The sequence below is a fragment of the Paraburkholderia sp. genome (genome assembly GCF_047605525.1).
In the GTDB taxonomy this organism is placed as follows: Bacteria; Pseudomonadota; Gammaproteobacteria; order Burkholderiales; family Burkholderiaceae; genus Paraburkholderia.
Genome location: NZ_JASGFN010000010.1, coordinates 21,792 through 46,258 on the forward strand (window position 1 = coordinate 21,792; position 24,467 = coordinate 46,258).

19 protein-coding genes and 1 pseudogene are annotated in these 24,467 nt (G+C 66.3%); 16 read left to right on the forward strand and 4 right to left on the reverse strand.

What is annotated here, in order from left to right:
• The first annotated feature begins 9 nt into the window (after positions 1 to 9).
• From QM685_RS15785 to QM685_RS15810, 6 genes are all read left to right on the forward strand, one after another.
• Complete coding sequence (locus tag QM685_RS15785) at positions 10 to 1,104, forward strand: YeiH family protein (protein WP_415117305.1); 1,095 nt, start codon at positions 10 to 12, stop codon at positions 1,102 to 1,104.
• Between the two features lie 220 nt (positions 1,105 to 1,324).
• Positions 1,325 to 2,062, forward strand: a complete 738-nt coding sequence (locus QM685_RS15790; protein ID WP_415117306.1) for a glutathione S-transferase — start codon at positions 1,325 to 1,327, stop codon at positions 2,060 to 2,062.
• Positions 2,063 to 2,179: 117 nt separating this feature from the next.
• Complete coding sequence (locus QM685_RS15795) at positions 2,180 to 3,913, forward strand: ClcB-like voltage-gated chloride channel protein (protein ID WP_415117307.1); 1,734 nt, start codon at positions 2,180 to 2,182, stop codon at positions 3,911 to 3,913.
• Positions 3,914 to 4,064: 151 nt separating this feature from the next.
• Entirely contained in the window at positions 4,065 to 5,402 is a 1,338-nt protein-coding gene (locus QM685_RS15800; protein ID WP_415117308.1) for a C45 family autoproteolytic acyltransferase/hydolase, read from the forward strand.
• Positions 5,403 to 5,657: 255 nt separating this feature from the next.
• Positions 5,658 to 5,912 carry a hypothetical protein gene (locus tag QM685_RS15805; protein WP_415117309.1) on the forward strand — a complete coding sequence of 85 codons (255 nt, stop codon included), beginning with the start codon at positions 5,658 to 5,660 and terminating at the stop codon, positions 5,910 to 5,912.
• Positions 5,913 to 6,031: 119 nt separating this feature from the next.
• Complete coding sequence (locus tag QM685_RS15810; RefSeq protein WP_415117310.1) at positions 6,032 to 6,262, forward strand: DUF2795 domain-containing protein; 231 nt, start codon at positions 6,032 to 6,034, stop codon at positions 6,260 to 6,262.
• A gap of 223 nt (positions 6,263 to 6,485) precedes the next feature.
• On the opposite strand, the pseudogene QM685_RS15815 reads toward QM685_RS15810, so the two are convergent.
• A pseudogene (locus QM685_RS15815) lies at positions 6,486 to 7,368 on the reverse strand (LysR family transcriptional regulator); the annotation flags it as partial.
• Positions 7,369 to 7,629: 261 nt separating this feature from the next.
• Here QM685_RS15815 and QM685_RS15820 point away from each other — a divergent pair.
• A complete protein-coding gene (locus tag QM685_RS15820; RefSeq protein ID WP_415117311.1) occupies positions 7,630 to 7,842 on the forward strand; it encodes a hypothetical protein in 213 nt (70 codons plus the stop codon).
• A 91-nt stretch (positions 7,843 to 7,933) separates the two neighbouring features.
• Here QM685_RS15820 and QM685_RS15825 read toward each other — a convergent pair whose 3' ends face one another.
• Positions 7,934 to 8,551, reverse strand: coding sequence for a TetR/AcrR family transcriptional regulator (locus QM685_RS15825; RefSeq protein ID WP_415117312.1), 618 nt, complete (start codon positions 8,549 to 8,551; stop codon positions 7,934 to 7,936).
• Between the two features lie 219 nt (positions 8,552 to 8,770).
• On the opposite strand from QM685_RS15825, the gene QM685_RS15830 reads away from it, so the two are divergent.
• Genes QM685_RS15830 through QM685_RS15840 form a run of 3 tightly spaced genes read left to right on the forward strand, consistent with a single transcriptional unit; the run spans position 8,771 to position 14,653 of the window.
• Positions 8,771 to 9,916 carry an efflux RND transporter periplasmic adaptor subunit gene (locus QM685_RS15830; protein ID WP_415117313.1) on the forward strand — a complete coding sequence of 382 codons (1,146 nt, stop codon included), beginning with the start codon at positions 8,771 to 8,773 and terminating at the stop codon, positions 9,914 to 9,916.
• Entirely contained in the window at positions 9,913 to 13,041 is a 3,129-nt protein-coding gene (locus tag QM685_RS15835; RefSeq protein ID WP_415117314.1) for an efflux RND transporter permease subunit, read from the forward strand. Before QM685_RS15830 ends, QM685_RS15835 begins: the two co-directional genes overlap by 4 nt.
• A 25-nt stretch (positions 13,042 to 13,066) precedes the next feature.
• On the forward strand, positions 13,067 to 14,653 hold the full coding sequence (locus QM685_RS15840; protein WP_415117315.1) for an efflux transporter outer membrane subunit: 1,587 nt from the start codon (positions 13,067 to 13,069) through the stop codon (positions 14,651 to 14,653).
• A gap of 160 nt (positions 14,654 to 14,813) precedes the next feature.
• On the opposite strand, the gene QM685_RS15845 is transcribed toward QM685_RS15840, so the two are convergent.
• Positions 14,814 to 17,315 (reverse strand): penicillin-binding protein 1A, encoded by a 2,502-nt coding sequence (locus tag QM685_RS15845; RefSeq protein WP_415117316.1) that lies wholly within the window; start codon positions 17,313 to 17,315, stop codon positions 14,814 to 14,816.
• A 507-nt stretch (positions 17,316 to 17,822) separates the two neighbouring features.
• Between QM685_RS15845 and QM685_RS15850 the strand changes: the two genes are divergently transcribed.
• From QM685_RS15850 to QM685_RS15865, 4 genes are all read left to right on the forward strand, one after another.
• Complete coding sequence (locus QM685_RS15850) at positions 17,823 to 18,449, forward strand: hypothetical protein (protein WP_415117317.1); 627 nt, start codon at positions 17,823 to 17,825, stop codon at positions 18,447 to 18,449.
• Positions 18,450 to 18,580: 131 nt separating this feature from the next.
• Complete coding sequence (locus QM685_RS15855; protein WP_415117318.1) at positions 18,581 to 18,832, forward strand: hypothetical protein; 252 nt, start codon at positions 18,581 to 18,583, stop codon at positions 18,830 to 18,832.
• A gap of 63 nt (positions 18,833 to 18,895) precedes the next feature.
• On the forward strand, positions 18,896 to 19,576 hold the full coding sequence (locus tag QM685_RS15860) for a PspA/IM30 family protein (protein ID WP_415117319.1): 681 nt from the start codon (positions 18,896 to 18,898) through the stop codon (positions 19,574 to 19,576).
• A gap of 152 nt (positions 19,577 to 19,728) precedes the next feature.
• A complete protein-coding gene (locus QM685_RS15865; RefSeq protein WP_415117320.1) occupies positions 19,729 to 20,910 on the forward strand; it encodes a tetratricopeptide repeat protein in 1,182 nt (393 codons plus the stop codon).
• 123 nt (positions 20,911 to 21,033) lie between these two features.
• Here the strand turns inward: QM685_RS15865 and QM685_RS15870 are convergent, their stop codons facing one another.
• A complete protein-coding gene (locus tag QM685_RS15870) occupies positions 21,034 to 21,705 on the reverse strand; it encodes a TetR family transcriptional regulator (RefSeq protein ID WP_415117321.1) in 672 nt (223 codons plus the stop codon).
• A 176-nt stretch (positions 21,706 to 21,881) separates the two neighbouring features.
• Here QM685_RS15870 and QM685_RS15875 point away from each other — a divergent pair, with 176 nt between their 5' ends.
• Positions 21,882 to 23,396 (forward strand): flavin-containing monooxygenase, encoded by a 1,515-nt coding sequence (locus tag QM685_RS15875; RefSeq protein ID WP_415117322.1) that lies wholly within the window; start codon positions 21,882 to 21,884, stop codon positions 23,394 to 23,396.
• Between the two features lie 73 nt (positions 23,397 to 23,469).
• Positions 23,470 to 24,462: an alpha/beta fold hydrolase gene (locus QM685_RS15880; RefSeq protein ID WP_415117323.1), complete on the forward strand. Its 993-nt coding sequence runs from the start codon at positions 23,470 to 23,472 to the stop codon at positions 24,460 to 24,462.
• Positions 24,463 to 24,467: the final 5 nt, after the last annotated feature.

Below are 24,467 nucleotides of genomic sequence, written 5' to 3' on the forward strand. Positions count from 1 at the left end.
CACCCCATCATGTCCACACCCACCACACCGCTTACCGTCACGTCCGCCGCATCGCCGGCGCTCTCCACGCGCGGCCAGCTCAATGGCGTGCTGTTCGTCGCGCTGTTCGCCGCCGCCGTCACGCGGATCGCGGCAATTCCGGCGATCGCCGGGCTGGGCTTGAGCCCGCTGATCGTCGGCATCGTCGCGGGGGCGATCTACGGCAACGCGCTGCGCGACGGCATGCCGGCCAGCTGGGCGGCCGGCGTCAACTTCTCGGCGCGCAAGCTGCTGCGTATCGCGGTCGCGTTCTTCGGATTGCGCGTGAGTCTGCAGGAAATCGCCCACGTCGGCCTGCCCGGCCTCGCGCAGTCGGTGCTGATCGTCGTCAGCACGCTGGTGATCGGCACCTGGGCCGGCATGAAGATCATGAAGCTCGATCGCGACACGGCCCTGCTGACGGCCGCCGGCAGCGCGATCTGCGGCGCCGCTGCCGTGCTCGCGTTCGAATCGACGCTGCAATCGAAGCCGCACAAGAGCGCGATGGCCGTCGGCAGCGTCGTGCTGTTCGGCACGCTGTCGATGTTCCTCTACCCGGTGCTGTTCAACGCGGGCTGGCTGCATCTCGATACGGTCGGCGCCGGCCTCTTCTTCGGCGGCACGATCCACGAGGTCGCGCAGGTGGTCGGCGCGGCGAGCAACGTGAGCCCGGAAGCGACGCACATCGCGACGATTGTCAAGATGACCCGCGTGATGCTGCTGGTGCCGGTGCTGCTGGTGGTCGGTGTGTGGGTGAATCGCGCGGCGCGCGGCGCGAAGGACGGCAGCGATGGCGCCGCCGGCAACGCCCCGCGCAAGCTCGCGATCCCCTGGTTCGCGCTCGGCTTCCTCGGCTGCGTCGTGATCAACTCGCTGCACGTGCTGCCGCAAGGCGCGACCTCCACGCTGAACCTGCTCGACACCTTCGCGCTGACGATGGCGATGACCGCCCTCGGCATCGAAACACGGATCGCGCAGATTCGCGAAGCCGGACCGCGAGCGCTGACCACCGGCCTGATCCTGTACGTGTGGCTGGTTGCGGGCGGACTGGGAATCACATGGGCCGTCGAGTACCTGTTCCGCTAGGCCGCCCCCGCCTTCGTCGACACCCCGCCGCGCGCGGGGTTTTGCGCATTCTGGCGCCCCATCCGGGCCGCTCACACGGCATACTCGTTGCTGCGAACTTTACTCCCGCAACCCGCCCGGGGGGTATGCGCATGCCACGCCTGTCGCGACGTCCGTTGCCGCGCGCATGGCCGGATTCACGCAACGCGCCCGGGCAACCGGAATGAGGAAGGATCGATCGATGAGCCTGGAACTGTACTACTGGGACGGCCTGCAAGGCCGCGGCGAATTCGTGCGGCTCGCCCTTGAGGAAGCCGGCGCCGACTATGTGGAAGTCGCGCGCGGCAAACCTTCGAAGGGCCTCGGCACCGCGGCGATGATGGCGGTGATGGACAGCCCCGACGAACCCTATCCGCCGTTCGCGCCGCCGTTTCTGAAAGACGGCGATCTGGTGATCTCGCAGACCGCCAACATCCTGTTCTATCTCGGGCCGCGGCTGGGTCTCGCGCCCGCGGTCGAAAGCCTGCGCTATATCGCGAACGGCCTGCAACTGACGATCGCCGACGTCGTCACCGAAGCGCACGACACCCACCATCCGCTTGCGAGCGGCCTTTACTACGAGGACCAGAAAGACGCCGCGAAGCTGCGGGCGCATGATTTCATCGACCACCGGATTCCGAAGTTCATGGCGTACTTCGAGCGCGTGCTGAAGCAGAACCCGGCCGGCGACACCTTCATGGTCGGCGACGCGCTCACTTACGTCGACCTGTCGATGTTCCAGTTGATCGACGGTCTGCTGTATGCGTTTCCGCGCGCGCTGAAGCGCTTCGGCGAGCACTATCCGCGGCTCGCCGCGCTGCACGACAGGGTGATCGAAAGGCCCAACATCGCCGCGTATCTGAAGTCGAACCGGCGCATCGGCCACAACGAGACCTGCATCTTCCGGCACTACCCGGAACTCGACAAGGCGGCGACTTGATCCGCGCCGCGCCGACACCGCCCGCTCACCCGCCGCGGCGCGCCCGCCATCCGAGGCGGGCGCGCCGTTGTCGGGCCGCGCGTTTTTCAACCCTCTCTCACGCCTCGTACCACTGACGTGCTTTCATTCCTGCTGAAGCTGCGCACCCGCGCCCAACGCATTTTTCGCCTCTCCGAAGCCCACACGATGCTGGTCTGGTCGGTCGTGGTCGGCATCGCCGGCGCGTTCGCGACCATCCTGTTTCGCAAGGGCATCGAACTGCTGCAACTGGCGATGGCGGGCCGCGCCGGCAGCTTCGTCGAAATGGCGCGCAGCCTGCCGTGGACGACGCGCATCTGGCTGCCGGCCGCGGGGGGTCTGATCGCCGGCGTGTTTCTGCTGATCGCGCGGCGTCACGCCGACAAAAGCGCCCACACCGACTACATGGAAGCGGTCGCGATCGGCGACGGCGTCGTGCCGGTGCGGCTGAGCCTGTGGCGCAGCGTGTCGTCGCTGTTCACGATCGCGAGCGGCGGCTCGATCGGCCGCGAAGGTCCGATGGTGCAGCTCGCGGCGTTGGGCGCGTCGCTGATCGGCCGCTGGGTCCACTTCGATCCGCCGCGGCTGCGCCTGCTCGTCGCGTGCGGCGCGGCGGCCGGTATCACGTCCGCGTATAGCGCGCCGATCGCGGGCGCGTTCTTCGTGACCGAGATCGTGCTGGGCTCGATCGCGATGGAAAGCTTCGGTCCGGTACTGGTCGCGGCGGTCGTCGCCAACATCACGATGCGCGAATTTGCCGGCTACAAGCCGCCGTACGAGATGCCGGTGTTCCCGACCGTGACCGGCCTCGAAGTGCTGCTGTTCGTCGCGCTCGGCGCGCTGTGCGGCGTGGCCGCGCCGCAGTTCCTGCACCTGCTCGACGCGGCGAAGAAAGCCTTTCGCAAGCTGCCCGCGCCGCTGCCGCTGCGGCTCGCGCTCGGCGGCCTCGTCGTCGGCATCATTTCGATCTGGGAGCCCGAGGTGTGGGGCAACGGCTACAGCGTCGTGAACTCGATCCTGCATTCGCCGTGGACGTGGTATGCGCTCGTGCTCGTGCTGGTGTGCAAGCTCGTCGCGACCGCGGCGACGGCCGGCTCCGGCGCGGTCGGCGGGGTCTTCACGCCGACGCTGTTCGTCGGCGCGGCGGTCGGCTCGCTGTTCGGCCAGGGCATGAACGCGCTATGGCCGCATGCGACGTCCGCGGCGTACGCGTATGCGATGGTCGGCATGGGCGCGTTCCTTGCGGGCGCGACCCAGGCTCCGCTGATGGCGATCCTGATGATCTTCGAGATGACGCTGAGCTATCAGGTCGTGCTGCCGTTGATGCTGTCGTGCGTGGTCGCGTATTTCGTCGCGCGCGCGATCGGCAAGACCTCGATGTACGAGATCACGCTGCGGCGCAATCGCGAGGAACAGGAGCGCTCGCGCCTGCGCGCAACGCAGATGCGCGAGCTGATCCGCCCCGCGCAGACGGTCGTGCCGCCGAACGCGACCGTGCACGACATGACGCGCGTGTTCCTCGAATATCCGGTCAAGTACCTGTACGTCGCGAATGAATCGGACGCGTTTCTCGGCGTGGTCGCGCTGAAGGACATCACCTCCGATCTGCTCGACAAACGCGACACGTCGGCGAAGACCGCGGCCGATTATCTGCAACCGCATTTCGACGTGCTGACGCCCGACATGTCACTCGGCGCCGCGCTGCAGCACTTCATGGCATTTCAGGGCGAGCGCCTGCCGGTGATCGAAAGCACCGCGCATCCGAAGCTGGCGGGCGTGGTCTACAAGACCTCGCTGCTCGACGCTTACTTCCGCATGAATCCGTCGCGCTAGGGCCCGTGCACGCTCATCGCGGCTCGCCCGGCGCGATGCAAAGCGCCGCAGATTTTCTACAATGAACACACCGCCGCGGCGCATATCAACGATGCGCGCGCGACGTCAGCAAGAGCGTACCGAGAACGCCCGCCATCCGAACGGAGCGAAGATGAGCGAATCGTCCCCCGAGGCCGTGCGCCGCGATCAGGCCGGCTGGATTTTCGTGCATATCGAAGGCGAGCCGTACGATCGCGGCGAGCAGCACGGCCAGTTGCTCGCCGCCGAAATCAGAAACGCGATCCGCACTGCCCGCTACCTTGCGAAGTGGGATACCGGCGAGGACTTCGACACCTTCGTCGATGCCGCGACGAGCCAGTTCGCAAGCAAACTCGACACCGAATTCGCCGACGAAATCCAGGGCATCGCCGATGGCGCGAAGCTGCCGTTCGCGGAAGTGCTCGCGTGGAACGGCTACATGGATCTGCTGCAAAGCTGGTGGCCGACGCACACCGCGCAGCAGCGGCCGCAGCTCGGCGTGAAGCCGTGGCGCGGCCGGCGCGGCCACCATTGCAGCGCGTTCATCGCGACCGGCAGCGCGACGCGCGGCGGCCGCATCGTGATGGCGCACAACTCGTGGGACCGCTACGCGGCGGGCGACGCGTTCAACGTCGTGTTCGACATCGTGCCGGACCGCGGCAACCGCATCCTGATGCAGGGTCTGCCGGGCTGCATCTCGAGCCTCACCGACTTCTGGATCACGGCGGCCGGCCTGATGGTGACCGAAACGACGATCTCGAACTTCGCCGGCTACAACGCAGCGGGCGCGCCCGAGTTCTATCGCTCGCGGCGCGCGTCGCAGTATGCGAACAGTATCGGCGAATGGTGCGAAATGTTTTCGCTCGCGAACAACGGCGGCTACGCGAACAGCTGGCTGCTCGGCGACACAAAGACCGGCGAGATCGCGCGCTATGAACTGGGACTGCACTATTCCGGCTTCGAAACCACCAAAGACGGTTTCTACAGCGGCTACAACACCGCGACGGATCTGAAGATCCGCAACCAGGAATGCATCGGCGAAGGCGAGGACTATACCGACGTGCGCAAGAACGGCGCGCGGCGCCTGCGCTTCATGCAGCTCGAGGAAATGCATCGCGGCAGGATCGACGTGGAGCTCGCGAAAGAGATGATCGCCGATCATCACGACGTCTATCTCGATCGCAACGACAACCCGTGTTCGCGCACGATCTGCGGACATCTCGAACTCGACGATGCGCGTTTCGGCGGCACCGATCACGGGCCGTTCAATCCGTGGGGCGCCAACGACGGCAAGGTCGCCGACAGCGAAATGGCGCGCGAGATGGCGTTCACCGCGCGCTGGGGTCATCCGTGCGGACGGCCGTTCGACGCGCAGGCGTTCATGAAGCGGCATCCGCAGTGGAACTGGCTGAACGGCTATATGCGCGACCGGCCGTCGTGGCCATGGACGCGCTTCGACGCGCTGCGGTAGCAGTTGCCGCCGGTTGGCCGGTGAGACGCCTGCCCGGCGCTACCTGGCCCTGCCTCATTCGTGCCATTATCTGAAATCTACAATACGGTTTTGCCGCAAATGCGCGCGCGTTGCAGGATTTGCCATCTACCATGGTAAAGAGGCGCGGGCCCGCGCGGCACCGCACCGCCTGTAGCTTGCGCCTTCCTTTCGACGCGGGGACGGCACAGGGTTTGCTCAACTGTCAGCGCCGCATGAGCTTAGGAGGGTCGGGCGATGAAAACCTCGACACTGTTGATCATGGTGACGCTGTCCGCTTCGTGCTTTGCCGCGCCGATCCGTACCGCGCCGGACAGCACGGATTCCACCACACTCGCCCAACGCGCGAATGCCGCGCCGGTCGCGCCGCCGGCCCCGGATGTCCCGGGCGCCGACGACAATCGTCCGCAGCAATGGGAGCACATTGCGCTGCCGAAGTCGCGTCATCTTGAACGCAGCCTGACCGGGCAGAACGAGCATTTGACGACCTGACGGCGAGCGATAAATGGGTGGCGTGGAGGCGTGGATGTGCGGCCGCGGTTCGCGGCCGGGTGTCGTGATGGTTGGATTCCGCAACGGCAATAACAACAGCAAGCAACAGGAGCACGCGCATGACTGCTTCGGCCATCCCCGGCGAACCGATCGATCTGCAGATCGCCGACCTTCTCGGCGAAGTCCAGTTCCCGACCAACAAGGACGCGCTCGTCGACGCCGCGCGCGAAGCCGGCGCGAGCAACGAGGTATTGGCGATGCTCGACGGCATGCCGGAACAGGACTACGTCGATATCGCGTCGGTCACGCGGCTGATTGGCGGCAACTACAGTCCGGGGCTCGGGATCTAGGCGCAGGCCTGGGCGGTCAGAGGACCGCGCGCCGGCACCGCGACTCAAAATTGCGACGCCGTCGCGATCCGCGTGTGCGGCACGCGCGGCAGACGGCGCGTCGTTCCGCCTGCCTCGAGCGCATCATCGGCCACGTCGGGCGCGGCTGCCTCATCCGGCCCGGCCGTCCGCGCGAGCGCCTGCGCCACACGACGCGCATCCTGCGCGGACTCGCTACCGGGCTGGAAATACTCGACCAGATGGTCGATGAACGTGCGCACCTTCGCCGGCAGATGCAGCCGGCTTGGGTAGGCAATGGTGATTTCGATCGGCGGCAGACGGTAGTCGTCGAGCAGACGCACGAGCCGCCCCGATGCCAGATCGCGCCCGATCAGGTAGCTCGGCAAGATCGCGACGCCCATGCCCAGCAGCGCGAACTGCCGCAGCATCTCGGTATTGTTCGCCGCAATCGCGTTGACGGGCCGCACCCGCACTTCGCCCTCCGGTCCCGCGAATACGCGCTCCTCGCCGCCGCCCTGCTCCGCCGGCCGGCTCAGACACGAATGCTTGAGAAGATCTTCGGGGCGCGTCGGCGTGCCGTGCTGCGCCAGATAGGCGGGCGTCGCGCAGACCGTCATGTAGCCGGTCGTCAGCCGCCGCGTGACGATGCTCGCGCTGCGCATATGCCGCGCGACCAGGATGCCGACGTCGAAGCCTTCCTCGACGAGATCGACCTGACGGTCGGCCAGCGTGACATCCGGCCGGACCTCCGGATAGCGCGCCGCATACGACTGCACGACCGGTGCGAGGCTGTGCAACCCGAACACCACCGGCGCGACGATGCGCAGCGTGCCGACCGGCTCGTGATTGCGCGCGACCACCATCTGCTCGACGCCTTCGAGATCGGCGAGGATGTGGCGCACGCGCTCCAGATAGGTCGCGCCGGACTCGGTCAGCGAAAGGCGGCGCGTGGTGCGATTCAACAGACGCGTGCCGAGCCGCGCTTCCAGATCCGCCACGTGGCGCGTGACCACCGCGGTGGACAGATCCAGCGCGCCCGCCGCGCCGACGAAACTGCCGAGGTCCGCCACCTTGACGAACACGCGCATCGATTGTAGTTGATTCATGGGACGACTCCTGCCTCGGTAAAGCCGGGCCGGCGCGACCGTGCCGCCTGTGTCGACCCGTGCGGCCTTGACGCGCGCGGGTTTGCCCAACGAATCGATTGTATCGATCCGATCATGTCCCAACCCTGACCCGGACATGACATTCCGGTCAGGTTTGGCGCGGCGTGGCTGCCGCACCACTATTTCAACGTCTATTATGGCTATTAGCTAGGTATAAACCCTGATTAACTGGTAACATAGCGGCCAAAGGAAATTACCGCTATGCCACATCGTTTTCAGCTTCTGGAAAAAATCGCGTTCTCGCTGGTTTGCTGGTCCGCCGCGGCCAGCTCGGCTTACATCGCTTATGAGCGCTGCCCGGACATCAAGGTCGCGCTGCACGACGGGGAGAAAATCCTCAGCTACAGCGGCCAATACGCATTCGCCTGCACCACGCCGGCCGCCGACGTCTGCGCGCAATTGCCGGCCGACTGATTTTTATATTTTTGCCGTACATGACGCACGATCCCGCCGGATCGGGCGTTTGCGTGTTCGCGCATCCCTCTTCACGCGTCCCGCCTGACGCTCACGCATCGCGCCCGAACACCACGCGCGAGAAAAATCCCGCCAGCACCATCTCGGCCATCTCCGTCGGCACATTCTGCGGATCGACCGTGTAGAAGAACTGCACGCCGTCGCACAATCCCATCAGACCGATCGCCAGTTGCTCCGGCGGCATCGACATCGGCGTACCGACGCGCGCCGAAAACTCGCGAACATACGCGCTCAACTGTTCGACCTTTTCATGCATGAACGCGTTGAAGCGCACGCGGAAACGGCCGTCGCGAACCGCGAGCAGCTTCGCCTCGACCCATAGCAGAAAACATTTGTTCTCGCGATGAAGCGTGCTGTAGTAGCGCAGCACGCGCGCTTCCATCTCCTCGCGCGACGCCGCGCTGTCGAAGATCGCGTGCAGGCCCGCCTGCATCGTTTCGTGATCGCGCCGCAACAGTTCCAGAAACAGTTCGCTCTTGCTACGGAAGTTCGAATAGAACGCGCCGCGCGTATAGCCCGCCGCCTCCGCGATGTCCTCGACGCTCGCCGCGACGAAACCCTTCTTCATGAAAGTCGCCTGCGCGGCATCGAGCAGGCGCGCGCGCGTCTGGTCCTTGCTTTGCTCTCTTGTCAGTCTTTGCCGTTTCATGGGCGCAAGTCTAGCATCGAAAAGAATTCCAATTCATCTGCACATTCAAATACATCAGTGTATTAGAATGCATCACATCATTCAAAGCCATTTCTGTATGCCATTTGCATGACGCGGCGTGCAGTTACTTATTGGCGGGCCGCTGCGGCTTGCCGTGTTCGTTCGCTGTCTCCAGTTGGGGTAATTGTGAAGCGTCCCGGTTCTCCCGCATCGTCAGCGATGCGCCAGCAGTCTCCCCCTCATCCGCAACGCGGTCTCTCCAGTCTCACCCGCGCCATCGCGCTGGCCGGCGTCCTCGCGCTCGCAGCCTGTTCGAAGAAGGAAGCCGCGGCGCCCGCGCCGCGTCCGGTGGTGGCCGTCGCCGTGCACGCGGACGGTCACGCGCTGCAGGCAGCGGCGCTGCCCGGCGAAGTGCAGTCGCGCTATTCGACGCCGCTGTCGTTTCGCGTCGGCGGCAAGATCATCGAGCGGCGCGTGCGGCTCGGCGACACGGTGAAGAGCGGCGAAGTCGTCGCGCTGCTCGATCCGGCCGATGCGCAGAAAAACGCCGCGAGCGCGCAGGCACAACTGGATGCCGCGCAGCACGGCCTTGTCTATGCGCAACAGCAGCTCGAGCGCGACAAGGCCCAAGCGAAAGAAAACCTGATTGCGCTGGCGCAACTCGAACAGACCACCAATGCATACGCGTCCGCGCTCGCGCAGCGCGATCAGGCGCAGCAGCAGTTGGCGCTCGCGAAAAACCAGTTGCAGTACACGACGCTCGTCGCCGGTCATGCGGGCGTCATCACCGCCGAACAGGCCGACACCGGGCAGAACGTGTCCGCCGGTCAGGCCGTCTACAACCTCGCGTGGAGCGGCGACCTCGACGTGCTGTGCGATGTGCCCGAAAGCGCGCTCGCTGGCTTCGCGGTCGGCCAGAACGCCAGCGTGACGCTCGCCGCGCTGCCGAACCGCAAGTTCAACGCGCGCGTGCGCGAGCTGTCGCCGGCCGCCGATCCGCAAAGCCGCACCTGGCGCGCGCGTCTGACGCTCGACAATCCCGGCCCCGACGTGCGCCTCGGGATGACCGCCGACGTCACGCCGGCCGTGCCGCTCACCGCGTCGGCACAGCACGGCGTGTTCACGCTGCCCGTCACCGCGCTGTTCCATGAAGGCCGCCAGCCGGCCGTATGGGTCGTGCGCGCCGCGGACAACACCCTCGAACTGCGCCGCGTGACGGTCACGCGCTACGACGAGCGCACGATCGTCGTCAGCGAAGGCCTGAAGGACGGCGAAAGCGTCGTGCTGCAAGGCGTGCATACGGTGAGCGCCGGCGAGAAAGTCCGCGCGATCGCGCCGCTGCATCCCGAGGACTTCGCTTCATGAGCACGCCGCACGAAGAAGGACGCTTCAACCTGTCCGCCTGGGCACTGCGTCATCAGGCGCTGGTCGTCTTCCTGATCGCGCTCGCCACCGCGTTCGGCATCCTCGCGTACACGCGGCTCGCGCAGTCCGAAGACCCGCCCTTCACGTTCCGCGTGATGGTGATCCGCACGTTCTGGCCGGGCGCCACCGCGCGCCAGGTGCAGGAGCAGGTAACCGACCGCATCGGCCGCAAGCTGCAGGAAACGCCGTATATCGATTTCGTGCGCAGCTACTCGCGCCCCGGCGAATCGCTGATCTTCTTTACGATGAAAGACTCGGCGCCGGTGAGCCAGGTGCCCGAGACCTGGTATCAGGTGCGCAAGAAAGTCGGCGACATCGCGACGACCTTGCCGCAGGGCATTCAGGGCCCGTTCTTCAACGACGAATTCGGCGACGTCTACACGAACATCTACACGCTCGAAGGCGACGGCTTTTCGGCCGCGCAACTGCACGACTACGCGGACCAGTTGCGCTCGGTGCTGCTGCGCGTGCCGGGCGTCGGCAAGGTCGATTATTTCGGCGACCCCGATCAGCACATCTACATCGAGATCGCCAACACGCAGCTCACCCGGCTCGGCATTTCGCCGCAGCAGCTCGGCCAGGCGATCAACTCGCAGAACGCAATTGCACCCGCGGGCACGCTGACCACCCATGACGACCGCGTGTTCGTGCGCCCGAGCGGCCAGTTCAACGACGTCAACGCACTCGCCGACACACTGATCCGCATCAACAACCGCACGTTCCGTCTCGGCGACATCGCGACGATCAAGCGCGGCTACGACGATCCGATCGTCACGCAGATGCGCTTTAACGGCCAGCCGGTGCTCGGCATCGGCGTGACGATGCAGCCGGGCGGCGACGTGATCCGCCTCGGTAAAGCGCTCGACCAGCAGATGACACAATTGCGCGCGGCGCTGCCCGCGGGCCTGAAGCTCGTCGAAGTGTCGAGCATGCCGCACGCGGTCGCGCGCTCGGTCGACGACTTCCTCGAGGCGGTCGCCGAAGCGGTCGCGATCGTGCTGATCGTGAGCCTCGTATCGCTCGGCGTGCGCACCGGCATGGTCGTCGTGATCTCGATTCCGGTCGTGCTCGCGGTCACCGCGCTGTGCATGTATCTGTTCGACATCGGCCTGCACAAGGTGTCGCTCGGCACGCTGGTGCTCGCGCTCGGCCTGCTCGTCGACGATGCGATCATCGCGGTCGAGATGATGTCGGTGAAGCTCGAGCAGGGCTGGAACCGCGCGCGCGCGGCGGCCTTCGCGTACACCAGCACCGCGTTCCCGATGCTGACCGGCACGCTCGTCACCGTCTCCGGTTTTCTGCCGATCGCGCTCGCGAAATCGAGCACCGGCGAATACACGCGCTCGATCTTCGAGGTGTCGGCGATCGCGCTGATCGCATCGTGGCTCGCGGCCGTCGTGCTGATTCCGCTGCTCGGCTATCACATGCTGCCGGAGCGCAAGCGCCACGCGCACGAGCCCGACGATCACGAGCACGATATCTACGACACGCGTTTCTATACGCGTCTGCGCGGCTGGATCGGCTGGTGCATCGAGCGGCGCTTCGTCGTGCTCGCGATCACGGTTGCGCTCTTCGTGCTCGCGATGGCCGGCTTCACGCTCGTGCCGCAGCAGTTCTTCCCGAGCTCGGACCGGCCCGAGCTGCTGGTCGACGTGCGGCTGCCCGAAGGCGCGTCGTTCGACGCCACGCTGCGCCAGGCGCAGCGCCTCGAACAGGTGCTGAAGGGACGCCCGGAGATCGATCATTCGGTGAGCTTCGTCGGCACCGGCGCGCCACGCTTCTATCTGCCGCTCGATCAGCAATTGCCGCAGCCCAACTTCGCGCAGTTCGTGATTACCGCGAAGTCGGTGAAGGACCGAGAGAAGCTTGCGCAGTGGCTCGAACCGGAGTTGCTCAACAACTTCCCCGCGATCCGCACGCGCCTGTCGCGCCTCGAGAACGGGCCGCCGGTCGGCTATCCGGTGCAGTTCCGCGTGAGCGGCGACGACATCGCGACCGTACGCTCGATCGCCGAACGCGTCGCTGCGACGATGCGCGCGGATCGCGGCACCCGCAACGTGCAGTTCGATTGGGATGAACCGGCCGAGCGCTCGGTGCGCTTCGAGATCGACCAGAAACGCGCGCGCGAACTCGGCGTCACCTCCGAAGACATTTCGAGCTTCCTCGCGATGACGCTATCCGGCTACACGGTCACGCAGTACCGCGAACGCGACAAGCTGATCAGCGTCGACCTGCGCGCGCCGCGCGCGGAACGCGTCGACCCGTCGCAGCTCACCGCGCTCGCGATGCCGACACCGAACGGGCCCGTGCCGCTCGGCACGCTCGGCCATCTGCGCAACGAGCTCGAATACGGCGTGATCTGGGAACGCGACCGTCAGCCGACCATCACCGTGCAGTCCGACGTCGCGCCCGGCGCGCAGGGCATCGACGTCACGCACGTGGTGGACCGTGCGCTCGGCCCGATCCGCGCGACGCTGCCGGTCGGCTACCGGATCGAAATCGGTGGCTCGGTCGAGGAAAGCGGCAAGGGCCAGACGTCGATCAACGCGCAGATTCCGATCATGGTGATCGCGGTGCTGACACTGCTGATGATCCAGCTACAAAGCTTCGCGCGCGTGCTGATGGTCGTGCTGACCGCACCGCTCGGGCTGATCGGCGTGGTGCTCACGCTGTTGCTGTTCGGTCAGCCGTTCGGCTTCGTCGCGATGCTCGGCGTGATCGCGATGTTCGGCATCATCATGCGCAACTCGGTGATTCTGGTCGATCAGATCGAGCAGGACATCGCGGCGGGCCACAAGCGTTTCGATGCGATCGTCGGCGCGACCGTGCGGCGCTTCCGGCCGATCACGCTGACCGCCGCGGCCGCCGTGCTCGCGCTGATTCCGCTGCTGCGCTCGAATTTCTTCGGGCCGATGGCGACCGCGCTGATGGGCGGCATCACGAGCGCGACGATCCTCACGCTGTTCTATCTGCCCGCGCTGTACGCCACGTCGTTCCGCGTGCGGACCGACGAGCGCGAGCCGCCGGCGCCGGCCGGCTCCGGCGTCGCGCATACAGGAAATTGAGGGGCAACCGAGCATGAGCAAGAGCATGGGTACTTCCGCACTGTTCCGTTTGTCCGGTTCGTCCGGTTCGTCCGGTTCGTCCGGTCTCCGCGGTCCGTCCCGCGCACCGCGTTTCGACGCGCTGGCCCGCGCCACGCTCGCCGCGAGCATCGCGGGCGCGCTGGCCGCCTGCTCGTTCGGGCCGAACGGCGACGCGCCCGCGATGCCGCAGCCCGCGCACTACGGCGCCGAGGCGCTGCCGACGCAGACCGTGCCCGCGCAAGGCGTCACGCAGCAATTCGTGGTCGGCGCGAAGCCGGTGCCCGAATGGTGGAAGCTGTACCGTTCGGACGCGCTGGACGCGCTGGTCGACGAAGGCCTGCGCAACAGTCCGACGCTCGCCGCGACCGACCGCAGTCTCGCCGCCGCGCGCGAGCAGTTGCGCGCGCAGGTCGGCAGTTCGCTGCTGCCGACGATCGACGCGGGTGGTCAGGCCACCCGCAATCGCGCGCTCACGATTCCCGAGGCCGGCCCGAACACGTTTCTGTACAACGTATTCGTCGGCCAGTTGCAGGCGCACTACACGTTCGATCTGTTCGGCGCCGCGCGTCTCGCGAACGCCGCGCTCGCCGCGCGCGTGAACGTACAGGTCTACCAGTTCGACGCGGCGCGCCGCGCGCTCGCCGCGAACATCGTGAGCGCGACGATCACGAGCGCGGCGCTGCATGCGCAGATCGACACGACCGAACGGCTCGTGACGCTTGCCAACGATCAGGCGCGCGATACCGCGCGGCGCTATGAGCTCGGCGCGGTATCGCATGCCGATCTGCTGAGCGCGCAGCAAAACGCGGCGAGCGTATCGGCGAGCCTGCCGGCGTTGAAGCAGCAGTGGCTGACCACGCGCCACGCGCTCGCGGTGCTGCTCGGCCGCACGCCGGACGCCGCGCCCGACGACATCGATCTCGCGCAACTGCACGTGCCCGGGCAGGTACCGGTCGTGGTGCCGTCGGAGCTGCTGCGCTCGCGGCCCGACATCCAGGCCGCCGACGCCGCGCTGAAAGCGGCGGCGGCCGACGTCGGCGTCGCGACCGCGCAGATGTTCCCGAGCCTGTCGCTGTCCGCGTCGATGGGACAAGGCGGCTTTAGCTGGCCGGTCGCGCTGTCCGGCGCGGGCGCGATCTGGAGCATCGGCGCGTCGCTGTCGCAGCCGCTCTTTCATGGCGGCGCGCTCGTCGCGCAGCGGCGCGCGGCACAGGACACGTACGACGCGACCGTGTCGCAGTACAAGCAGACCGTGCTCGCCGCGTTCCAGAACGTCGCCGACACGCTTGCCGCGCTCGAACACGACGCGCAGTCGCTCGATGCCGCGAATGTCGCCGCGCGCTCGGCGCAGGGCGTGTTCAACGACACGTCGGCGCGCTACCGGCTCGGCGCGCTGCCGGTTGCGTCGACGCGTTCGAGCGAACAGCAGTGGCGCAACGCGCAGCTCGACGAGATCCGCTATACGAGCGCGCGTCTGACCGATACGGCGGCACTGTTTCAGGCGATGGGAAATCCGCCGGTCGATGAGGCCACGGCCTCCGCTTCCGCATCTACTCCTGCTGGGACGACGACCCCCGCCGCCTCCAACTAGGCTTCGCGAGCGGATAGAGGTCGCCGGTTCGATCAGCACGTCCCGCCGCGCCGACATCGGTGTACACAGACGCTGGAAGAAAAAAAGGACTCGTCTGAGCACACCACGAACAGTTTTTCGTGGCGCACCCTGATGAGTCCCTTCGTACGAGGCTTGCGGATTACGGCTTGTTCGATTCGAACAGATCCATGATCTGCTTCTTCTCGCTCGTCGACACGCTCGGCGGCGGCACCACCGGCGGCGTCATGCCGGCCGGCCCCACGCCGCCGACCGCATCGCTCGCGCCCGCCATCGGGTTGCCCGAATCGAGGCCGATGCTCGCGACGAAACCGCTTCCCGGCAGCATGTCGCTATAGAACAGCTCGCCATTCATCACCGTCACGCCGTCCGGCTGCTGCGGCTCGGACTGCGGCACGCCGCGCAGCGCGCGCTGCATGAACTCGACCCAGATCGGCAGCGCGAGCTGCGCGCCGAATTCGCGGCTGCCGAGGCTCTTCGGCTGGTCGTAGCCCATCCACGCAACCGCCACCAGCGACTGCTGATAGCCGGCGAACCAGCCGTCCTTCGCGTCGTTGGTGGTACCGGTCTTGCCCTGCAGGTCCGAGCGATGCAGCACGTTGGTGCCGGCGCCCGTGCCCGCGGTCGCGACCGAATGCAGCAGGCTGTTCATGATGTACGCGTTACGCGGCTCGAGCGTGCGCGGCGCGTCGCGGCCCGCCACGAGCGGCTGCGCGCGCGAGATCGGCACGCCGCGCGCGTCGGTCACTTCGCTGATCAGATACGGATTGATCCGGTAGCCGCCGTTCGCGAACACCGCGTACGCGCCCGCCGACTGCAGCGGCGTGACGAGGCCCGCGCCGAGCGCCATCGGCAGATACGGCGGGGTCTTGTCGGGGTCGAAGCCGAAGCGCTGCGTAACGAAGTCCTGCGCGTACTTCGTGCCGATGAACGACAGGATGCGGATCGACACGAGGTTCTTCGACTTCTGCAGCGCGACGCGCATCGACATCGGACCGTCGGGCTGATCGTCGTCCTTCGGTTCCCACGCGTCGCCGCCCGGCGTGCTCGGCGGGAAGTACAGCGGCGCGTCGTTGATGATCGTCGCCGGTGCGAGCCCCTTGTCGAGCGCGGCCGAATAGATGAACGGCTTGAAGCTCGAACCCGGCTGACGCCAGGCCTGCGTCACGTGGTTGAACTTGTTCTTGTTGAAGTCGAAGCCGCCGATCAGCGCGCGGATCGCGCCATCCTGCGGCGTCAGCGACACGAGTGCGCCTTCGACCTGCGGCAACTGCGTGATCTGCCAGTTGCCCTTGTCGTCGGCGACGAGGCGCACGATCGAGCCCGGCCGGATATGCAGCGCCGCGCTCGCGCGCGGGCTCAGCGCGGCGGCGACGAAGCGCAGGCCGTCGCCCGCCACCGTCACCTGGGTGCCGTCGACCAGTTGCGCGACCACCTGCTTCGGACTCGCCGCGGTCACGACGCCGGCGATGATCTCGCCGTTGTCCGGATGATCGGTGAGCGCGTCGTCGATCGTCTGGTCGCGATCGTCGCCCGGCGCCGGCAGTTGCACGAAGCCTTCCGGTCCGCGATAGCCGTGGCGCCGCTCGTAGTCCATCACGCCCTTGCGCACCGCGCGATACGCGGCGTCCTGATCGGCCGAATCGATCGTCGTGGTCACGTTCAGGCCGCGCGTATAGGTTTCGTCCCGGTACTGCGCGTACATCATCTGCCGCACCATTTCGGCGACGTACTCGGCGTGCACGCTGTACTCGTTGCCCGGATTCTTCGTGTGAATCTCTTCCTTGACCGCCTGGTCGTACTGATCCTGCGTGATGTACCTGAGCTCGAGCATGCGCCGCAGGATGTACTCCTGGCGGATCTTCGCGCGCTTCGGATTGACGACCGGGTTATACGCGGACGGCGCCTTCGGCAGACCGGCGAGCATCGCGGCCTCGGCCAGCGTGATGTCCTTCAGGTCCTTGCCGAAGTACACGCGCGCGGCCGCGGCGAAGCCGTACGCGCGCTCGCCCAGATAGATCTGGTTCATGTAAAGCTCGAGGATCTGGTCTTTCGTCAGCGCGCGCTCGATCTTGTACGCGAGCAGCATCTCGTAGATCTTGCGCGTGTAGGTCTTCTCGCTGGAGAGAAAGAAGTTGCGCGCGACCTGCATCGTGATCGTGCTCGCGCCCTGCGACGCCCCGCCATGCGCGAGGTCGGCGAAACCGGCGCGCAGAATGCCGACGAAGTCGACGCCGCCGTGCTCGTAGAAGCGATAGTCCTCGATCGCGAGCACCGCTTTTTTCATCTGGTCCGGAATGTCCTGGAAGCGCACGAGGCTGCGCCGCTCCTCGCCGAATTCGCCGATCAGCACGTGGTCCGCGGTATAGACGCGCAGCGGCACTTTCGGGCGATAGTCGGTCAGCGCGTCGAGCGACGGCAGTTGCGGCCCCATCACGACGAGCGCATAGCCGACGATCAGCGCGCCCACCACGACGACGGTCGCGATCAGGCCGAAGAACCACAGCACGAGCGACGCACCGATCGAGCGGCGGCCGCGTTCGGGCTCGCGCGAAGCGGCATTGCGTCCTGGAGTGCGTTGGTGGGAGTCCCGGTCCTGGCCGGCCGGAGATTGGGAGGAATGCGGTCGTTTGATGATTGGCATGACTGGAATAGTGGACGTGCAACGGCACGCCTTTCTGCCTGCGATTTTCGGCGCGGGCACGCTCGTGATCGAGCATCCTGGCCGGGACGTACGCTCCCGCGCGGACCTTGCCCCCGGCCGGCCGCGCGGCACGCCCCGAATCCTGCTGAAACGCTGCCCGGCGCAACGTAACAGCGCATTTTAAAGAAATCGAACGAGGTCCAACGCAGTTTTTTTGTAAGAATTCCCTTCGCGCGACGCGATTCTGTAGTAAGGGTCTGTAATTTCGCGCAGCCCGCGATGCGGCCCCGGCGCGATGCGCGGATTATGCGAGGTTATACACAGAAAATGTTGAAAGGCCTGTGGACAAACCGTCCGGAAACGCTACAACTCGTTGAAGTCATGGGATTTTCACACCGCGCCCGTTTCGCGGCGAGGCAACTCGTCATATGATGAAACCCGGCGATTCCGGCGCCATGTCCGGATACCGCCCTGACCTGCCGATACTATCCAGCCTGCGAGCCGATCATGACCAAGCCCAGCGAGCGCATCGTCGTATTCGTCACGACCGCGCAAAAACGCGCGATCACCACGACCGCGGAGGATCTGGGCATCAGCGTGAGCGAACTGATGCGGCGCGCGGTGCTGAGCTTCGGCGCAACGAGCGAACAGGTGAAGGCGGCGAGCATCGTCGACCGGCTGCGCGCGCCGCGCGCGCCCGATGCGCTGAACGTCGCGCTACAGCGCGTCGCGCGCGGCACGCGCCATGCCCGCGCGGCATTGCCGGCGTCGTTAGAGGGACGCGAGGCCGGCGCTACCGATGCGGCCGTGGAGCGCGCGGCGGCGAGCGATGCCGCGGAACCGGCGGCGACGGGCGGGGCGAGCAATTCCGCGCCTGAACCCGCGCCGCTGCTGCCGGCGGGCGTCGCGGCCGCGCTAGCGGCCGAGCAGGACGAACAGGCCGCGGCAACGGCCGAAGCCGTCGCGCGCCTCACGGCTGCCAGAGCCGCGGAGGCCGACGATCCGGCGCAGCAGCAACAGGCCGGCACGCCGGCGCGTCCGCGCAATTCGCTGAAACGCCCGCGTATCGACAAAACCCCCGACGACGACGAATCGCACGGCGACCCGAGCACCGAAGGCGGACGCTTCGCGTGACAAAAAACTGCGTCGCGTGACGCAACGTGTGAACGTGCGCCACCACGCGCAAACGCACGGATGAGCGGTGCCTGTTGCATATCGTTACATCGGCGTGCGGCGCGCGAGCGCGCCTTTCGATATGGCCGGACATGCCGTCGAAACAGCGCTTTTCCAGCGCTGCAAAATCCCGCGCACCCGCCTCGCGGCCGTCATTTCAAGAGAAAGCCGATGGTGTAATATCCGCCGTCAAGTTCATCTCCCTGGCGGTTTCTGATTCACGACACATCGTCAAATCCGGTATCGCGTCCGGACAATTCGAGGCCGCGCTATTGCAATTGGCCGGCGCGCCCCGAACTCCGGTCCGAACGTTGCGCAGCTTCGCGCGCAGCGGCGTAAAGTAGCAGTTCAAGGCAGTCTCGGCGCGCGGACATCGTCGGCGCCGCTTACATTCTCTGGAGGTTTTCATGTCGCTTTTTGACAGCATTTCGCGCACGCTCAAAGGTCTTCTGAACGACGCGGCCGACTCGGTGCAGGATCCGTCGCGCGATTCGCGCCAGATCGTGCGCGAACTCGACGACAGCATCGGCCGTGCCGAAAACTCGCTGATCGAGATTCAGGCGCAGGTCGCCACTCAGCAGAGCAAGCGCGATGTTGCCGCGGACAAGGCGAAGAAGTACGAAGACGGCGCGAAGCGTGCGCTGCAGTCCGGCGACGAAGCGCTCGCGCGCGAGGCGCTCGGCGCGCAGGCCACCGCCGAAGCCGAACGCGATGCGCTGACGAAAGAACTGACCTCGCTGGAGCCGTCGGTCGCGCAGTTGAAGAGCCAGATCGAAGACATGCGCAGCCGCCGCAACGACCTGAACGCCCGCTCGAACATCCTGCAGGCGAAGCAGCAGATCGCCGAAGCGAAGGACGTCGCGGCCACCGCGCTGGGCGGCATCGGCGGCAAGAACCTGTCCGAGGATTTCCAGAAGCTCGAAGACAAGGTCGCGCTGTCGAACGCGCGTTCCGACGCGCGCCTGAATTCCGCGGACGTAAAAAGCGGCAAGGCGCTCGACGACAAGCTCGCGGATCTGAACCACGGGCCGTCCGTCGACGAACGTCTCGAAGCGTTGAAGAAGCAGCTCAATACGCCGGCGCAGTAAGTACGCGCGCGGTCAGCGCGCAGCGAGTGCCGCATTGAACGTCCATGCAGGCATGGCAGTACATGCCGGGGCGCACGCCCCGGCATACCGGCCGCCACACGCGGCCACCGCAATCGACTGATGGAGACGGGCGCGCCGCGCCCGGTCCGGATATGAAAAAATTTCTCGCAACCGCTTTCGCTTCGCTGCTGCTGGTGTCGGCCGCGGCGTTCGCGGTGCCGACGGTTCAGCAGATCGAATCGGCGATGTCGCAGGGCAACTGGCAGCAGGCCGACGCCGGTCTCAGCGAGGTGCTGCAAGCGCATCCGAACAACGCCCGCGCGCACTATCTGTACGCGCAGGTGCTCGATCGCGAAGGCCGCTACAGCGAAGCGCTCGACCAGGTGCAGCAGGCAAAAACGCTCGATCCGCAGATCCGCTTTACCGACCCGGGCCGCTTCGCGCAAACCGAAGCGCGCCTGCGCCGCGACGCGCAAAGCGCGGGCGGCAACGTTACCCGTCACGCCGCGAATCCGTTCGCGCAGCAGAATGCGCCTGCTGTGCAGCAACAGTCGGCGATGATGTCGCAAGCGCAACAATCGCATGGTCCGGGGGTAGGTATGTGGATCGGTATCATCGTTCTGATCGCCGTCATCGCGTTCGTGCTGCGCTGGACCTTGCGCCGCGCCCGCACGCAGGAAGATACCCGTGCCGACGAGGATCGCCGCGCGCAACTGAAGCGCGCGACGGATATGCTGACCGCCGTGCGTTCGCTCAAGCTCGACGTGAAGCTCTCCACCGCGCCGGGCCATGAAGCGCTCGAGAAAGACGTCGAAGCGACCGAGGAGCAGTTGCGCGGCGCCGTCGAAACGCTGTCGAACGGCAAGAATCCGCTGCCGCCGTATCAGCTCGACGAATTCGAGCAACGCATCGCGAGCCTGCGCGCGCGCGCCGACGGCCGGCCTGACCCGACCGCCGCTTCCGTGGGCGCCGGCCAGCAATCGGCGTATGCGCAGGAAGCCGAGCGCTTCGGCAACCCACAGCCGCCTTATCCGCAGCAGGCGCCGTATCAACAGCAGCCGCAGGTCATCGTGCAGCAAGGCGGCGGGATGGGTGGCGGCATGGGCGGTCTCCTGACCGGCGTGCTGCTCGGCGAAGCGCTGAATCACGGGCGTGATCGTGTCGTCGAACGCGACGTGATCGTCGACGACGACGAACTGCGCCGCCGCGCCAACGACGGCGGCAACGGCGGCGGTCTCGATTTCGGTCAGGGCTCGAACGACTGGAACGACAACGGCGGCGGCGACATCGACATGGGCAGCAACGACGATTCGGGCGGCTGGACCGATACCTGATCGACCCGCGCCGGTCAGTGTTCAGGTAGCGCGACGCATCACACGAAAAACAGGCTCCTTCGCGGAGCCTGTTTTTTTCGCGCCGGCTTTGCATGCCGGTTTTGCGGCCCAATCACGTGCCCATCAGACCCGCCCCGGCGCCTCCGCCCTCGCCGCCTCGTGCTGCGCCAACACCACCGCCCCGGCGAACAGCCGCACGATGAACCGTTCCGCGTAATCGATCAACGCATCGCGGCGCACGGCGTCCGCGTCGATGAACTCGGCGGACAGATGAAACAGTTGCAGCACGATCTGCGTGCAGATTTCGTCGACGGTCTCGCGCGCGAGCTGTGGCATCAACGCGAGCTGCACGACGTCGTCCGCCATTTCCGCGGATATCTCGTGCAGATTCGCGCGCACCGCCTCGCGCAACGCAGGCGACGTGCCGTGGTATTCGGCGAGCGCGCTCAGGAACGCCTCGCGGTTCTCCAGCGCGAACGCAAAGAATGCAACGCACGCGCGCCGCGGCACGCTATGCGGTTCGTCGTGCGCGGCGAGCCAGCGCTCGCGCCGCAGCATCGGCCGCAGACGCCGGCTCACCGACTCGACGGCTTCGCGCGCGAGCTCGTCGAGCGCGCCGAAGTGACGATAGAACGTGTTCGGATTGAGCCCGGCCTCGCGCGCGAGCTCGCGCAAGCCCAGGCTCGCGAAACTGCGCCCGCCGGCGGTCAGGCGCAGCGCGGCTTCGATCAGCTTGCGTTTGCCGGGCGGCAATTCCGGGCCGGCGGCGAGTGCCGCTTCGGGGACGGTGGTCATGGCTTGCAATCACCGCGCGGTATGCGCGTCTAATAGCAGCACTCTAATCGATCTTGACGCGATGTGTACAGTTGTCTACGCTGCGCTTTATGCTGCATGTAGACAGATGTAGACGCACCAGGCTTGCGTACGTGAGCTTGCCGTGCTGTCCACCGTTTCACCCGCTGCTTTCGCCCATGCCGGAGACCGCCGTGACGCCTGCCCCTTCCGTCTCATCCGCCGCGCCGCGCATTGCGATCGTCGGCAGCGGCTTTGCCGGCATCGGCATGGCGATCCGTCTGCAACAGATAGGCATCACGTCGTTCACGATCTACGAGGCGGCGAGCGGCGTCGGCGGAACATGGCGCGACAACACCTACCCCGGCGCGGCCTGCGATATCCCCTCGCATCTCTATTCGTTTTCGTTCGAGGCGAATCCGTCGTGGTCGCGCGCGTTCAGCGGCCAGGCGGAAATCCTCGACTATCTGCAGCATTGCGCGCGCAAGTACGGCGTCGAGCGTTACGTGCGCTGCAACGCGAAAGTCAGCGCCGCGCGCTTCGACGAAGCGCGCCAGGTCTGGCTCATCGACATCGACACGAGCGGCGCGCAAGGCGCGCGCGAAACCGTCGAGGCCGACGTGCTGATCGCCGCGAGCGGTCCGCTGTCGCGTCCCGCGTTGCCGCGCATTACCGGCATCGAACGTTTCGAAGGCCGGCTGTTTCATTCGGCGCGCTGGGACCATGCGTATCCGCTCGACGGCAAACGCGTCGCGGTGATCGGCACCGGCGCGAGCGCGATCCAGTTCGTGCCGCAGATCCAGCCGCGCGTCGCGCATCTGGACCTGTTCCAGCGCACCGCGCCGTGGATCATGCCGAAGGCCGACAAACCGGTCGGCCCGCGCGCGCGGTGGCTGTTCCGCACGCTGCCGTTCACACAGCGTTTCGTGCGCGGCGCGCTCTACTGGCAGCACGAGTCGCGCGCCATCGCCTTCGTCGTCAATCCGAAGCTGATGAACGTACCGATGAAGTTCGGCCTCAGCTATCTGGAACGACGCGTGAAGGACCCGGTGCTGCGCGCGAAGCTCACGCCGGACTACCGCTTCGGCTGCAAGCGCGTGCTGCTGTCGAGCAACTACTATCCGGCCGTCTGCCAGCCGAACGTCGACGTGGTGACGAGCGGCATTCGCGAGATCGTCGCGGACGGCATCGTGACCGAAGACGGCGTGCATCGTCGCGCGGACGCGATCATCTGCGGCACGGGTTTTCAGGTCAACGACGTGCGCGCGCCGTTCGAGGTGACGGGGCTCGACGGCGCGGACCTGAGCGCGCTGTGGCTGCGCGACGGCCCCGAGGCTTACCTCGGCGTCAGCATCGCGAACTTCCCGAACTTCTTCATGATCGCCGGCCCGAATACCGGGCTCGGCCACAACTCGATGATCTACATGATCGAGTCGCAACTGCAATACATCGTCGATTGCCTGCGCGTATTGCGTGAGAACAATGCGCGCACGATGACGTTACGCGCCGACGTGCAGCGCGATTTCAACGCGCGTCTGCAGAAAGAGATGGGGCATTCCGTGTGGACGAGCGGCTGTCATAGCTGGTATCAGACGAACAGTGGCAAGATCACCGCGCTGTGGCCCGGCTTCACGTTCAGCTTTCGCAAACGCACGCGGCGCGTGCGGCCACAGGACTACCGCTTCGCGCGTTGATGTCGTGAGCGTTGCGCGCGCCGCGCCGGCCTTTTAAATAAGAGCGACCATCCTGCATGGGAGACAGAAAAGCATGACAGGCATCGAATCGACCCAATCCGCGTCCACCCGGGCGCTGCCGCGGCGCCCGCTCGCCGCGCGCCTCGGTATCACGAGCGTGTCGCGCGCCGACCTGCGGCGGCGCTACACGCAAAGCGGCTCGAAGTTCGTGCGGATCATGGGCGCCGACGTGCACTACGTCGACGAAGGCCGGGGCGACCCGATCGTGATGATTCACGGCTTTGCGTCGTCGCTGCATACGTGGAACCGCGTCGCCGATGAATTGAAGCGCAGGCATCGCGTGATCCGCCTCGATCTGCCGCCGTTCGGCGTGACGGGACCGCTGCGCTCCGCGAGCGGCGCGATCGAAACGATGAATCTGGCCGCCTATCGCCGCTTTATCGACACGTTCATGCAGGCGCTCGGCATCGAGCGCGCGACGCTGATCGGCAATTCGCTCGGCGGGCTGATTTCGTGGGATTACGCGCTGCGTCATCGCGGCGCGGTCGAGCGGCTCGTGCTGATCGACTCGGCCGGCTTTCCGATGAAGCTGCCGATCTACATCGGCCTTTTCAACAACGCGCTCGTGCGCGTCAGCTCGCCGTGGTGGCTGCCCGAGGCGATCATCAAAAGCGCGGTGCGCAACGTGTACGGCGATCCGCGCAAACTCGACGCGGCCACGCTGCGCCGCTATGTCGAGTTCTTCCACGGTGAAGGCACGCGCGTGGCGATCGGCAAAATGGTGCCGACGCTCGACTTCCGCGAAGTCGACACCGATACATTGAAGACGCTCGACGTGCCCACGCTCGTACTGTGGGGCGCGAAGGATCGGTGGATTCCGACCGCGCACGCGGCCGAGTTCACGAACCGCATTCCGGGCGCGCGATCGGTCATGTATGCGGGGCTCGGCCATATACCGATGGAGGAAGCGCCCGAGCGCGTGCTGAGCGATCTACGCGCGTTTCTGGACGCGCCGGCCGCCGCGCGGGAACCAGCGGCCGGACGGGCACACCGCGCGCCCGTGTGAGCCGG

Excerpts from the sequence above, each read along its gene's own strand:
- QM685_RS15785 (WP_415117305.1), top strand. The coding sequence starts at position 10 with ATGTCCACACCCACCACACCGCTTACCGTCACGTCCGCCGCATCGCCG.
- QM685_RS15790 (WP_415117306.1), top strand. The coding sequence starts at position 1,325 with ATGAGCCTGGAACTGTACTACTGGGACGGCCTGCAAGGCCGCGGCGAA.
- QM685_RS15800 (WP_415117308.1), top strand. The coding sequence starts at position 4,065 with ATGAGCGAATCGTCCCCCGAGGCCGTGCGCCGCGATCAGGCCGGCTGG.
- QM685_RS15805 (WP_415117309.1), top strand. The coding sequence starts at position 5,658 with ATGAAAACCTCGACACTGTTGATCATGGTGACGCTGTCCGCTTCGTGC.
- QM685_RS15810 (WP_415117310.1), top strand. The coding sequence starts at position 6,032 with ATGACTGCTTCGGCCATCCCCGGCGAACCGATCGATCTGCAGATCGCC.
- QM685_RS15820 (WP_415117311.1), top strand. The coding sequence starts at position 7,630 with ATGCCACATCGTTTTCAGCTTCTGGAAAAAATCGCGTTCTCGCTGGTT.
- QM685_RS15825 (WP_415117312.1), bottom strand. The coding sequence starts at position 8,551 with ATGAAACGGCAAAGACTGACAAGAGAGCAAAGCAAGGACCAGACGCGC.
- QM685_RS15830 (WP_415117313.1), top strand. The coding sequence starts at position 8,771 with ATGCGCCAGCAGTCTCCCCCTCATCCGCAACGCGGTCTCTCCAGTCTC.
- QM685_RS15835 (WP_415117314.1), top strand. The coding sequence starts at position 9,913 with ATGAGCACGCCGCACGAAGAAGGACGCTTCAACCTGTCCGCCTGGGCA.
- QM685_RS15840 (WP_415117315.1), top strand. The coding sequence starts at position 13,067 with ATGGGTACTTCCGCACTGTTCCGTTTGTCCGGTTCGTCCGGTTCGTCC.
- QM685_RS15845 (WP_415117316.1), bottom strand. The coding sequence starts at position 17,315 with ATGCCAATCATCAAACGACCGCATTCCTCCCAATCTCCGGCCGGCCAG.
- QM685_RS15850 (WP_415117317.1), top strand. The coding sequence starts at position 17,823 with ATGACCAAGCCCAGCGAGCGCATCGTCGTATTCGTCACGACCGCGCAA.
- QM685_RS15855 (WP_415117318.1), top strand. The coding sequence starts at position 18,581 with ATGCCGTCGAAACAGCGCTTTTCCAGCGCTGCAAAATCCCGCGCACCC.
- QM685_RS15860 (WP_415117319.1), top strand. The coding sequence starts at position 18,896 with ATGTCGCTTTTTGACAGCATTTCGCGCACGCTCAAAGGTCTTCTGAAC.
- QM685_RS15865 (WP_415117320.1), top strand. The coding sequence starts at position 19,729 with ATGAAAAAATTTCTCGCAACCGCTTTCGCTTCGCTGCTGCTGGTGTCG.
- QM685_RS15870 (WP_415117321.1), bottom strand. The coding sequence starts at position 21,705 with ATGACCACCGTCCCCGAAGCGGCACTCGCCGCCGGCCCGGAATTGCCG.
- QM685_RS15875 (WP_415117322.1), top strand. The coding sequence starts at position 21,882 with ATGCCGGAGACCGCCGTGACGCCTGCCCCTTCCGTCTCATCCGCCGCG.
- QM685_RS15880 (WP_415117323.1), top strand. The coding sequence starts at position 23,470 with ATGACAGGCATCGAATCGACCCAATCCGCGTCCACCCGGGCGCTGCCG.